This window comes from Paenibacillus sp. GbtcB18 (assembly GCF_019091125.1).
Taxonomy (GTDB): domain Bacteria; phylum Bacillota; class Bacilli; order Paenibacillales; family NBRC-103111; genus Paenibacillus_F; species Paenibacillus_F chitinolyticus.
In genome coordinates, this window is record NZ_JAGXJX010000006.1 from 388,360 (window position 1) to 400,220 (window position 11,861).

The window sequence follows — 11,861 nt, forward strand, 5'->3', positions numbered from 1 at the left end:
ATGAAAGTAGTTGTAACGGGGGCGGCGGGACAACTGGGTACAGAAGTATGCCGTTTATTTGAAAAGGCCGGCCATCAAGTATTAGCATTCGGCCGTAAAGAACTGGACTTTACTGATCAAGGACAATGTGCCCGGGTTCTTAAACAAATTGGTCCTGACTTAATCATTCATTGCGGTGCCTATACGGCTGTAGACAAAGCGGAAATTGAGGCAGACCTTGCTTACCGGGTGAATGCGGATGGTACAAGAAATTTAGCAGTAGAGGCTGAAAAGCTTAATTGTAAATTATGCTACATCAGTACTGACTACGTTTTTGATGGTACGTCGAATGTTCCTTATAAGGAATATGATTTAACCAATCCCCAAACAATATACGGTAAGTCGAAGTTAGCTGGAGAATTATTGACAATGTCACTTTGCAGCCGTTTTTTTATCGTCCGAACCTCTTGGGTATATGGTAAATATGGACAAAATTTTGTGAAAACAATGCTTAAGCTGAGCAAAGAGCATACTACCTTAAATGTTGTTCATGACCAAGTGGGGTCGCCAACATATACAGCTGACTTGGCCGACTTTTTATTAAATCTTACGCAAACCGAGAAGTATGGTATTTATCATGCGTCTAATTTAGGTAGGTGCACATGGTATGAATTTGCCCAAACGATTTTTCAAGTAGCGGGTATAAAAATATCAGTCAATCCGTGCACGACTGATCAGTTCCCCCGTCCGGCCATACGGCCTGGCTTTTCCGTCATGGATAATATGTGTATCCGAACGAACGGCTTTAAGAGCCTGAGGTCTTGGCAAGAAGGTCTATCGGATTTTTTAAAGGAGTATATAGATGGAACAGACGGATAATGTAGTTATTCTTCTATCTACTTACAATGGGGAGAAATATTTGGAGTCTCAGTTGGACTCCATTTTCCGACAGTCTTATAAAAATATTCGATTGTTTGTAAGAGACGATGGATCGACCGATGCAACTCTCGCTATACTAGAGAGATACAAGCACAGATATAATATACAGATTATGGAAAACAAGGATAACATGGGACCGAAAATGAGTTTTGGTGAATTATTGAAAGTCGGACTTTTTGTTTCGGAAGCGGATTATTTTATGTTTACCGATCAAGACGATATCTGGCTTCCCACCAAAATCGAAAAGACCCTCAAGATTATGAAACAGAAAGAAGCTGAAGACACTTCATTGCCAGTTTTGGTACATTCGGACCTTACAGTTATAGGGAAACAAGATGAGAATATTAATCTTTCATTTTGGAGGTACCAGAACCTAAATCCACGGAAGGATTCGTTTCCGCGCTTGCTTATGCAGAATGTCATCACGGGCTGCACGATGATGATCAACCGTCGGTTGGCTGAGCTCAGTCTTCCCGTACATGCAGACGCGATTATGCATGATTGGTGGATGGGTCTCGTAGCCAGTGCGCTCGGTAAGATCGGTTATGTGACGGAGCCGACAATTTTGTATCGGCAGCATGAGGAAAACAGTGTAGGTGCTAAGCGGTTCGGGATGTCTTACATCAAGAACAAGGTATTTGAACCCGTGTATCTGGACAAGAATATACGCCAAGCGAAAGCTTTTGAAGAGCAATTTTTCGAAATTCTCCCTAAAGAAAGCCGTGTACTCTTGAAGGAATTTATCAGGCTGGAAAATAGTTCATTCTTAAGAGGCCGATTTTCACTTCTTAAGAATGGGTTTTACAAAATAGGAGTTGTGCGAAATTTTGGGTTATTTCTCAACTGGAAGTCTTAAAGACCTTTAGCTCTAATGGAGGTCTTTTTTATTTGGAGAAGATTTAGCTTATTCACAATCTTGCATGTTATACTAGGAATATCTAGTAAATGCGGATGGAGATACAAATGGACTTAAGCATTATCATTGTTAATTACAATACCCGTCGGCTGACGATAGATTGTCTGCATTCGGTATATGCCTCCATTACGGGGTATACATACGAAGTACTTTTGATTGACAATAACTCCCTAGATGATTCGGTTTCTTGCATTCGAAACGAATTTCCCCAGGTAGATTTGATCGTGAATCAGGAAAACGTCGGTTTTTCCCGAGCGAACAATCAGGGCATAAGAATAGCGCAGGGCCAATATATTTTATTGCTGAACTCGGACACGATTGTGGAGCCGGATACCTTCCAAATTATGCTGGATTACATGAATGAACATCCACATGTCGGTGCATCCGGCTGTAAAGTTATCCTGCCGGACGGCTCTCTCGATAAAGCGTGCAAACGGGGTTTTCCGACGCCGTCGGCGTCTTTTTATTATGCGTTCGGCTTTTCGAAATTGTTCCCAGATCGTCCCCGGTTCAATCAATACCAGCTGGGGTATTTGAACCCTGACGAAGAATACGAAGTCGATTGTTTGGTCGGGGCGTTTATGATGGTTCGCCGGAAAACGATCGAGGAAGTCGGGATGCTTGACGAAGAGTTTTTCATGTATGGGGAAGACGTGGACTGGTGCTATCGGATTAAGGAAGCGGGCTGGCAAATTTATTATTATCCCCACACCAGGATTATCCATTACAAAGGCGCCAGCAGCAGACGCAAGCCCTATAAAATCATCTATGAATTTCACAGGGCCATGATCTTGTTCCATCGTAAGCATTACGAGCGTAAATATTCATTTGTAACGAATATAGCTGTCTATACAGGTGTGGCTGTAAAATTCAGTCTGGCAATCTTGAAAAATAAAATTATGAAGAAAATATAGAGAACACCTTTTTGGGAGGAAGAAAAGATGAAAATTAGAAAAGCGATCATACCCGCAGCAGGACTAGGGACCCGATTTTTACCTGCTACGAAAGCAATGCCTAAAGAGATGCTTCCTATTGTTGATAAACCGACGATTCAATATATCGTGGAAGAAGCGATTGAATCCGGTATTGAAGATATTATTATTGTAACCGGTAAAGGCAAACGTGCTATCGAAGATCATTTTGATAACTCGTTCGAGCTTGAGCGGAATTTGTTGGAGAAAGGAAAGCTTTCCCTGCTGGATGAAGTGCTTAAGAGCGCTAAAGTCGAGATTCATTATATCCGTCAAAAGGAACCTAAAGGTTTAGGTCATGCCGTATGGTGTGCCCGCAAATTTATCGGAAACGAACCCTTTGCTGTTTTGCTCGGCGACGATATTGTAGACTCTGAAAATAACCCTTGCCTAAAACAAATGATAGACGTTTATGAGAAGAGACAGAGCTCAGTAATCGGAATACAGCGCGTCTCAACGGAAGAAGTGTCGAGATACGGAATAGTGAATCCCATCCAGTTAAATTCGCGTATTTATGAAGTGAATAGCCTGATAGAAAAACCTAAACCTCAGTTGGCTCCTTCCAATCTCGCTATAATGGGACGATATATTTTGACTCCCGCCATTTTTGATTTGCTGCAGCAGCAGCATGTGGGGGCCGGCGGTGAGATTCAACTGACCGATGCTATCAATGCCCTATGCAAATTTGAGAAAGTCTACGCATATGATTTTGAAGGAATACGTTACGATGTGGGAGAGAAATTTGGTTTTATTCAAACGAATATAGAATATGCTTTGAAAAATGAAGAACTTCGTACTCAGCTAGTGGACTATATGATAAATAAAGTGGATGAAATTTTATCCAGACAGACCGTTTAGAATCTCCAACGATTTTTGAGGTGAATCTTCCATGCTTCGCAGAAATCAACAATTTCTAAACCAGGTCTATGCGATTTTTGATTTCGCTGTGATTCAGACCGCCTTCCTGATCGCCTGGTGGGTTAAATTCGAGAGCGGATGGCTGGACGCCAATCAGCCGATTCCCATCTCCGTTTATGCCGCTTGGAGCGCGGTGTACGGGGCGGTGGCCGTAGCGGTCGGTTTTTTCGTCGGCCTTTACGGACCGAACCGCAAGAAACGGTTTGCCGATGCGCTGATCAAAATCGTGCAGACGCATCTAATCAGCTTGTTCATCCAGTTTAGCTTGCTCTTCTTCTTCAAAGAAGTGCATATTTCGCGTGAATTTCTCGCGTTGTATATCGTGCTGGATATTGTGCTCATCACCGTTTACCGCTACGTTTTGAAGGAAAGCCTCAAGCGTCTTCGCGAGAAAGGGTACAACAAACAGTTTGTGCTCATTCTGGGAGCGGGTACGCTGGGGCGGCGCTTTCACGATAATCTGCTGCAGCATCCGGAGCTCGGCTACGAAATTATCGGGTTTCTCGATGATCACGGCGGGCATTCGGAGCGCAAGGAGCTTCCGGCGGCTCCTTATAAGCCGGTTATCGGCTGTCTGGACGATCTGGATGAAATCCTGCAGGACAAATTGATCGATGAAGTCATTATCGCGCTGCCGCTGGACGTTCATCACAAATTCCCGCGGATCATCGCGGCTTGCGAGAAGGCGGGCGTACGGACGCTGATCATTCCCGACTTTTTCGATTATTTGCCGGCGCGGCCGTTTTTCGATAACTTTGCGGGGATGCCGCTGATCAATGTACGCGATATTCCGCTCGATATGATCAGCAACCGCGTGATCAAACGGGCTTTCGACCTCGCGTTTTCGCTCACGGCCATCCTGATCACCCTTCCGGTGATGATTGTGATTGCCGTTGCAATCAAACTGACGTCGCCCGGACCGGTGATTTTCAGGCAGGAGCGGGTAGGGTTAAACCGGCGGAAGTTTTATATGTACAAATTCCGCTCGATGCGCCAGGAGACGGCAAACACGTCCGATACCGGCTGGACGACAGCCGACGATCCGCGTAAAACGAGGCTGGGCGCCTTTCTCCGCAAAACGAGCCTTGATGAGCTGCCTCAGTTTTTCAATGTGCTTTTCGGGCATATGAGTGTAGTCGGACCGCGTCCGGAACGGCCGTTTTTCGTGGAGCAGTTTAAAGAAGAAATTCCGAAATATATGGTGAAGCATCATATTCGCCCGGGTATTACAGGCTGGGCGCAGAGCAACGGACTGCGGGGGGACACTTCGATCTCGGACCGGATTCAGCACGATATTTTCTATATCGAGAATTGGTCGTTCCTCTTCGACATCAAGATTATCTGGAAAACAATCGTAAACGGCTTTACGAACAAAAATGCTTATTAAGTATATTCCGCCCGAATCTTCCCGATACTAGGATCATATCTTGGTAACGGGGAGGTTTTTTTATGATCGATCATGAAGACGCTTACCGGGACGATCAAATGCCAATGGGGCGCGGCCTGATCATCGGAGTGCTGATGGGAGCCGTCATGTGGGCGGTCATTATCGGCGGGTTTCTTTACTTGATGAACTAATGAGGGGAAAAATAAAAGCCGCCGACCGGTCTTCCCGGTTTCGGCGGCTTTCAATTTGGGCGGTTTACCATAGGAGCATCCGGGAAACCTTCTTATCTCGCTGCCCAGCCGCCGTCAATGCTTCTGTTTCAGCTTCTGCTTCATGTTGAGCGCCTTTTTCGTTAGTGGGATTTGTTCTTGGGGAACGATTTCCATTATAACGAGGGGGCGCTTTTTTGCTCAAACCTCAAATTACTTCCTCACTGGAATGGTCCCTCGTATAGTATTACTATTTCCAGTGTGCCATTTCCATCTACTCCGTTTTTAAGCCATGAAGTATAGTCTCAATATGGATACAATCTCATAAACAGATTAAGAGGAATAACTATGACAAGATTCTATGTGTTTGGAATCCTGACATACATGATGTCAGAATTCGGATGTTATGCTTTCAAACAGATGAGCCGATAAATCGCGGAAGGAGAGTGGTGAAAAGATGAGACTGGATCGCATGCTCGGAATTACGATGGAGCTGCTGACAAGAAAAAGAGTGACGGCAACAGAATTGGCAGCTAGATTCGAGGTTTCCATTCGTACGATTTATCGTGATGTGGATCTGATCAATCAAGCGGGCATTCCTGTTGCTTCGTTTACGGGTACTGACGGTGGTTTTGAACTGATGAACGGTTTTTTCTTAACGAAACAGCACTTCTCTGTTGATGATTTTTCGGTCATCTACAATCTTCTTAAGGGCATGGAAGGAGCCATGGGGGGCCCGTCTGTCTCGTTAATGCAGAAGCTTTCCGGTCTGCAGCCTGCTCTGTTGAAAGGGGGACATCACGATAAGATCGTATTTGATATGAGTACGTCAGAAGGTGAGAAGGAGATTGTTCATCCGCTCCTTCATGCGATCAATCGGACCCGAGTCCTTGCATTTTCTTACACAAGTGCAACAGGCACCTTATCTCAAAGAAAGGTAGAGCCAGTCAAGTTGTATTGGGAGCGCGGGGCATGGTATTTGGAGGGGTATTGCTTATCGCATCAAGCGAAACGCTTCTTCCGGGTGTCCAGGATCACCGAACTGGAAGTGCTAGACGACCATTTTCAACCTAGAGTCCTATCATCTCTTCCCGCTGAAGAAGAGGCTCAAGGCGTACAAGCCCAACTGCGTTTCGATTTAACAGCTCAGCCTCGAGTGTACGAGCAGTTTCAGGGAGAGTGTACGCACCACGGGGATTATATTGACGTACACACGGTTTTCTACTCGCAAGAATATGCGATTTCCATTATTCTGAGCTACGGTTCAAAGGTGACAATCATTTCGCCTGACGAGTTGAAGCAAGATTTATTGGAAAAAATCAACGAAATCCAAAAGCTTTATACGCAGCGCAAATAGGAGGAATCAGCAAATGACACTATTAGTAACAGGTGCTACAGGAACGGTAGGAAGACATGTTGTGACTCAGCTCGTGCAAAAGGGGAAGCAGGTGAGAGCCGTGTCGCGCAATCCGGCAAAGGCTAATTTACCGGACGGTGTTGAGGTTGTGGCAGGGGATCTTAATGCGCCGGAAACGCTGCAAGCCGCATTGGAAGGCGTTAAAGGATTGTTCTTAATCACCTCCAGCGATGAGCCTAATGCAACGTTGGATACGCAGCCCAAAGTGATTGAATTGGCGGAACTTGCCGGTGTTAAACGGGTCACCGTATTGGTCGGTTACGAAGAAGGGCCTGTTGAAGAAGCGCTGAAAAATAGCGGGATGGAATGGACACTCGTAAAGCCTGGAGAATTTATGGCCAATATCCTAGTGGATTGGCAGGAATCCATTCGTTCGGAGGGGGTTGTCCAGGAGGCTTTCGGAGATGCACTGAGTGCTAGAGTCCATGAAGCAGACATAGCCGCTGTTTTCGTTGCGGCGCTTACGGAGAATGGCCATCACAGGCACAGTTATATTCTCACAGGCCCGGAGTCTCTTTCGCGAAGAGAAGCTGTGCGGACGATTAGTGAAGGGATCGGTAAAGATATTGAATTTGTTGAACTTACGGAAGAGCAGGTGAGACAAAACTGGAGAGATCAGGGTTATGAAGAGGGGGCTATCGAATTTTTTGTCCTTATGGGCAAGAATCCACCCGCAATTGGACATACGGTTGTCCCCACTATTGAGCAAGTGACAGGACGTCCTGCCAGAACACTCGCCGAATGGGTTTCTGAACATAAAAATAACTTTTTGTAATATTCAAATTTCAGCAGGGTGCCATATTGGATCAAGGGAATAAGGGGTTGTCAGAAATGTCCTATGCTATCGAAGTCAACGATCTCAGAAAATCGTTTAACGAAAATGAGGTGGTCAAAGGAATTCATTTACGCGTCAAAAAAGGGGAACTGTTTGCTTTGCTCGGTCCTAACGGCGCAGGGAAAACAACGACCATCGATATGTTGTCCACACTTCTTAAGCCGGATGGGGGAACTGCGCTTGTAGCCGGTTATGATGTGGTGGAGCACGCCAAGGAAGTGAGAAAGAAAATAAGTCTGACGGGGCAGTTCGCTGCCCTTGATGAAGGGTTGACAGGAATGCAGAATATCATCATGATTGCCAGGCTTCATGGTTATACCTCAAAGGAGGCCCGTGCCATAGCGGAACAACTGATTCAATCGTTCGCGTTATCAGATGCCAAGGATTGTATGGTCCGGAACTATTCCGGAGGCATGCGCAGACGCTTAGATATTGCCGCCGGCATCGTTACCCAGCCGGAAATTATTTTTCTGGATGAACCGACAACCGGATTAGACCCTCAAAGTCGTATGGGGGTATGGGAAATGGTTCGAACGTTATTGAAGCAGGGAACGACGGTGTTGTTGACGACCCAATACCTGGAAGAAGCCGATCAGTTGGCTGACAGAATCGCTGTCATCGATAACGGGAGCATTGTTTCCGAAGGGACACCTAATCAATTGAAGGCATCCGTTGGGGGCAAAACGTTAGCGATTCGATTGGCCGAACAGACAGATGAAGCAACCATCAGCCGCTTGTTAGCCGATCATCATCATTTGACAGGATTTCAAGGCCATGATCCGCTTGAATATAATATACCCGTGCAAGAAGCCATTCTCGCAAGCCAAGCCATACATACGCTCGTGAGCAATAAAGTCCCGATAGACTACTTTTCCCTAAGTGAGCCAAGCTTGAACGAAGTATTCATGGCTTTAACTTCATCTAAACAGGGGAAGGAGGCCGTTCAATGAACAGCAGCCCTATCCTGAATGAATCGATGTTGTTACGAAGGTCTGCACCACCCAGTCCAAATTCCTTAACATCGACAACAATCTTCATGTGGAGAACATGGCAAAATACGAAAAACAATCTTTTTGGATTTGTAATGGATGCCGTTCTGACTCCTGTTATGCTGCTGCTTATTTTTAATTTCTTGTTTGGCGGCGCTATTGCGGGTTCCACTGAGGCATACATCCAATTTCTGCTGCCTGGCATCCTCGTTCTTACGGTTGTTCCGATGACCATCTATAGCGGGACAACCCTTTGCCAAGATATCTCGAATGGGGTATACAATCGTTTCCGAACGATGCCTTTTTGGCAACCGGCCTCCGTACTCGGGCCATTAATGACAGATGCACTAAGCTTTGCTCGTAGCTTGTGGAACAGGGCTGCTGCTTGGCTTCCGCCCGGAGGACGGGATCAAGGGAACACTACTAGCTATTTTGTTTATCATTTTTTTCGCCTTTAGTGTAAGTTGGATTTTTTCGATGATTGGTGTCTTGGCCAAACGGCCTGAGACGGTATCGGGATCAAGCATGATGTTGGTGTATCCTCTCATGTTTGCGAGCAATATTCTGGTAGACTCGTCAACGATGCCGAAATGGATTGGGTTCGTCGTGGATATCAACCCAATCAGCATTGCAGTTACGACAGTACGGGGAGTCATGAATGGTACGGCAACCACAATGGACATTACAGCCGGACTTGGTGTTTGCCTGCTGTTGATCGCCATCTTTGCCCCTATGACGTTGTATTTGTATCTGACTAAAAATAATCGCTAACTTTATTGATCGTTCTACAAGCAGAGGAGGATAAAGACAATGACCACTCATTCCACCCGGAGCATCGGTGCAGCCGAACGTCGAGCGCGATTGGCACGTCGCCACCATTTAGCGCCTGGATTTCGGGCAACGGAAGTTGTTGACGCGGCGAGGAGTATGGTGTGTCTCCACGGGACGGACCAGCCGACCGTGTATCTCTCTGCCTGGGCGCGTGTCGATGGGATGATTGTGGAAGATATGGATCACGCCCTTTACGTTGATCGCTCCCTTATCAAGCACTTGGCGATGCGACGAACCCTATTCGTCTTCCCTCGCGAGCTGCTTCGCTTCGCCCAGGCCGGGGCGAGCAACCGCGTCGCCGCTTGATCCGTGAGGCAGGCGAGCAGACATTTGCGCTGCTCGCGGATGGGCGCGAGGCGACTCTGTCCGAATTGCGCGAGAAGATACCGCTTCTCACCGGATCGATAACCCATGGAGAAGGGAAGTCCTGGGGAGGGAAAGTAGCTTAAGCATTCGTCACATCCGGCATGCTGTGCAACGCCGGCCTTAACGGATTCACTTCTTCGTTCGTCCGCGACTTGAAGAGGGGGATTACGGTTATCTTGTTCAGCCAACACGGCCCTTGGTGAATCCTTCTAACCTGTCCGATGAGCTTCACAAGCCCTGCCGACCGGGCAGAAGCTTCATTTTGGTTGGATTAGAATAGGCTTTGCCTGACAAACATGGCAGTCGCGGCTAGGTAGGAAAAGGAGGTCTTCTATTAAGATGGCCTCCTTTTCGCATGCAGCTTTTGGCCGTGCGGCACGAACACTATCCGGTTACCCCGGCAGAACAAACCGGCCGAGGACAGGATCACGGCTTGTCAAACTAGTCCGCATAATCGGCCAAGTCCTTTCATAGACATGTATCAGTACATTTTACTTAAGGATGAGGGGATGATGACATGCGTCGGGTCACATGGATACTCGCCATCGTGATGAGTGCAGCATTGCTTCTGGCCGGTTGTGGAAAAAAGGATGCAGGATCGGTAGTAAAAGATTTGGATCATGTGATCGGCAAGCTCGAAAGTTATCAGGGTACGGGACGCATGGTTCTTCAAACCGGGCAGGAACCGCAGGAATATCAGGTGGAGGTGTGGTACCAACAGCCGCATTATTACCGCATTTCCTTGACCAATGAGAAAAAAGACATCACGCAGGTTGTGCTGCGCAACGATGACGGAGTTTTTGTTTTGACGCCTCATCTGCATAAAAGCTTCCGGTTCCAGAGCGACTGGCCGGAGAATCAGGGTCAGGTGTACCTGTTCCAGTCCTTGGCTCAAAGCATTCTGCTGGACACGGAGCGGCAGTTTACGAAAGAGGGCAATTCGTTCGTCTTCGACGTGGCGGCGAATTATGCCAACAGCGGACAGATGGCGAGACAGAAGATATGGCTGGATCAAAAAAGCCTCGCGCCGCAGAAGGTCGAAGTTTCCGACAGCAGCTCGAACGTACTCGTTAAGCTTGATTTCACCCAGTTTGAGTTTGGTAAAAAGCTGGAAAAAGACAGCTTTGACATGCAGCGCAACATGACCAGCTGGGATCTGAAATCGCTGGATAAGGACGCGCCTGTCTCCGGCGTGGCAACAGAACCGGCTGCGGGCGCGACGTCTCCGGACGGCAAAGCGGCTGCCGGCAAGGATACCCCGGCATCCGCGCAGGCAGGCACCGCGGGCAAGGACGCGGCTGCGGGAACTCCCGCGAGCGGCGCAAGCGCCGGAGCGGCCGCCGACGGCGGCAAAGCCCCGGCCGCGTCGCCCGGCCAAAGCGCGGCCGCCGCAGGCAAAGCCGCAGACGGCTCCGCGAAGGCTCCGGCCGCGGCGGCGGGCTCCGGCGGCGCGGCGGCTGACGCGGGCAAGATGCCCGCTGCGCCAGGCGCTTCCGCGGGCGGCGCAGCCTCCGCAGGCGGCACCGGCGACAAGCAGCCTGCCCCCGCAGCGGCGGGCACTTCCGCGACCGGTGCCGCCGACGCGGACAACAAAGCCGCGGCCAACAGCAGCGCGGGCTTCGGGCTCATCGAGCCGTCCTACATGCCCAAGGGTGTCGCGCAGCAGGACATCCGGGACGTGAAGCTCGGCGAGAACACGGGCATCATGGTCCGCTACCAGGGGACCTACAACTACACGCTGCTCGAGGTAGCGCCGCAGACACAGACCGTATCCGTCCTGCCCGGCGATATCGTCGACCTGGGCTACACGCTCGGTGTGGTCACCGGCGACGAGAAGAAGACGCTGACGTGGACGTACGAGGGCATCGAATTCCGCCTGGCGACCGCCGACCTGCCGCACGACGAGCTTGTCAAAATCGCCCAGTCCGTTGCCGAAGAAGCGGGCAAATAACCCGTAAAGGCCCATGGATTGGGGAATTTTGCCCGGAACAATGCATTGACTTCATCCAGCGGAGCCTTTAACATGGGTGTAACGGAGGACGGCGGAAGTGCCGGCCAATTAGGGAAGGGAGACCCTGTTTATTCGGGATCTCCCTTGTCCCGT

The 11,861-nt window shown here is 48.6% G+C and carries 13 protein-coding genes; all 13 read left to right on the plus strand.

The genetic code is table 11. The features are described 5' to 3' along the window. Positions 1-858: a dTDP-4-dehydrorhamnose reductase gene (gene rfbD, locus KVT34_RS19520; RefSeq protein WP_217560482.1), complete on the plus strand. Its 858-nt coding sequence runs from the start codon at positions 1-3 to the stop codon at positions 856-858. Then, positions 842-1,774 (plus strand): glycosyltransferase family 2 protein, encoded by a 933-nt coding sequence (locus KVT34_RS19525; RefSeq protein ID WP_217560483.1) that lies wholly within the window; start codon positions 842-844, stop codon positions 1,772-1,774. The genes rfbD and KVT34_RS19525 overlap by 17 nt, the downstream gene beginning before the upstream one ends. Positions 1,775-1,881: 107 nt before the next feature. Continuing rightward, positions 1,882-2,748: a glycosyltransferase family 2 protein gene (locus KVT34_RS19530; protein ID WP_217560484.1), complete on the plus strand. Its 867-nt coding sequence runs from the start codon at positions 1,882-1,884 to the stop codon at positions 2,746-2,748. Between the two features lie 27 nt (positions 2,749-2,775). Continuing rightward, entirely contained in the window at positions 2,776-3,663 is an 888-nt protein-coding gene (galU, locus tag KVT34_RS19535; RefSeq protein WP_217560485.1) for a UTP--glucose-1-phosphate uridylyltransferase GalU, read from the plus strand. Between the two features lie 31 nt (positions 3,664-3,694). Then, positions 3,695-5,110 (plus strand): undecaprenyl-phosphate glucose phosphotransferase, encoded by a 1,416-nt coding sequence (locus KVT34_RS19540; RefSeq protein ID WP_217560486.1) that lies wholly within the window; start codon positions 3,695-3,697, stop codon positions 5,108-5,110. A 62-nt stretch (positions 5,111-5,172) separates the two neighbouring features. After that, positions 5,173-5,301: a hypothetical protein gene (locus tag KVT34_RS32435; protein WP_255246865.1), complete on the plus strand. Its 129-nt coding sequence runs from the start codon at positions 5,173-5,175 to the stop codon at positions 5,299-5,301. A gap of 475 nt (positions 5,302-5,776) precedes the next feature. Beyond that, positions 5,777-6,676, plus strand: a complete 900-nt coding sequence (locus KVT34_RS19545; protein WP_217560487.1) for a helix-turn-helix transcriptional regulator — start codon at positions 5,777-5,779, stop codon at positions 6,674-6,676. Positions 6,677-6,689: 13 nt separating this feature from the next. After that, positions 6,690-7,511, plus strand: coding sequence for an NAD(P)H-binding protein (locus KVT34_RS19550; protein WP_217560488.1), 822 nt, complete (start codon positions 6,690-6,692; stop codon positions 7,509-7,511). A gap of 56 nt (positions 7,512-7,567) precedes the next feature. Beyond that, a complete protein-coding gene (locus tag KVT34_RS19555) occupies positions 7,568-8,521 on the plus strand; it encodes an ATP-binding cassette domain-containing protein (protein WP_217560489.1) in 954 nt (317 codons plus the stop codon). Next, positions 8,518-9,018, plus strand: a complete 501-nt coding sequence (locus KVT34_RS31910) for an ABC transporter permease (RefSeq protein WP_254634995.1) — start codon at positions 8,518-8,520, stop codon at positions 9,016-9,018. The genes KVT34_RS19555 and KVT34_RS31910 overlap by 4 nt, the downstream gene beginning before the upstream one ends. After that, positions 8,915-9,331: an ABC transporter permease gene (locus tag KVT34_RS31915; RefSeq protein WP_254634996.1), complete on the plus strand. Its 417-nt coding sequence runs from the start codon at positions 8,915-8,917 to the stop codon at positions 9,329-9,331. The genes KVT34_RS31910 and KVT34_RS31915 overlap by 104 nt, the downstream gene beginning before the upstream one ends. Positions 9,332-9,487: 156 nt before the next feature. Continuing rightward, the gene (locus KVT34_RS19565; protein ID WP_217560491.1) at positions 9,488-9,697 is read left to right on the plus strand and encodes a DNA glycosylase AlkZ-like family protein; all 210 of its coding nucleotides are present in this window, start codon (positions 9,488-9,490) and stop codon (positions 9,695-9,697) included. Between the two features lie 577 nt (positions 9,698-10,274). Beyond that, positions 10,275-11,708, plus strand: a complete 1,434-nt coding sequence (locus KVT34_RS19570; RefSeq protein ID WP_217560492.1) for an outer membrane lipoprotein-sorting protein — start codon at positions 10,275-10,277, stop codon at positions 11,706-11,708. Positions 11,709-11,861: the final 153 nt, after the last annotated feature.

Bases quoted from the DNA above. Each gene is read 5' to 3' on its own strand.
- galU (WP_217560485.1), top strand. From the start codon at position 2,776: ATGAAAATTAGAAAAGCGATCATACCCGCAGCAGGACTAGGGACCCGA.
- KVT34_RS19565 (WP_217560491.1), top strand. From the start codon at position 9,488: ATGGTGTGTCTCCACGGGACGGACCAGCCGACCGTGTATCTCTCTGCC.
- KVT34_RS19540 (WP_217560486.1), top strand. From the start codon at position 3,695: ATGCTTCGCAGAAATCAACAATTTCTAAACCAGGTCTATGCGATTTTT.
- rfbD (WP_217560482.1), top strand. From the start codon at position 1: ATGAAAGTAGTTGTAACGGGGGCGGCGGGACAACTGGGTACAGAAGTA.
- KVT34_RS19570 (WP_217560492.1), top strand. From the start codon at position 10,275: ATGCGTCGGGTCACATGGATACTCGCCATCGTGATGAGTGCAGCATTG.
- KVT34_RS31910 (WP_254634995.1), top strand. From the start codon at position 8,518: ATGAACAGCAGCCCTATCCTGAATGAATCGATGTTGTTACGAAGGTCT.
- KVT34_RS19545 (WP_217560487.1), top strand. From the start codon at position 5,777: ATGAGACTGGATCGCATGCTCGGAATTACGATGGAGCTGCTGACAAGA.
- KVT34_RS32435 (WP_255246865.1), top strand. From the start codon at position 5,173: ATGATCGATCATGAAGACGCTTACCGGGACGATCAAATGCCAATGGGG.
- KVT34_RS19525 (WP_217560483.1), top strand. From the start codon at position 842: ATGGAACAGACGGATAATGTAGTTATTCTTCTATCTACTTACAATGGG.
- KVT34_RS19530 (WP_217560484.1), top strand. From the start codon at position 1,882: ATGGACTTAAGCATTATCATTGTTAATTACAATACCCGTCGGCTGACG.
- KVT34_RS19555 (WP_217560489.1), top strand. From the start codon at position 7,568: ATGTCCTATGCTATCGAAGTCAACGATCTCAGAAAATCGTTTAACGAA.
- KVT34_RS19550 (WP_217560488.1), top strand. From the start codon at position 6,690: ATGACACTATTAGTAACAGGTGCTACAGGAACGGTAGGAAGACATGTT.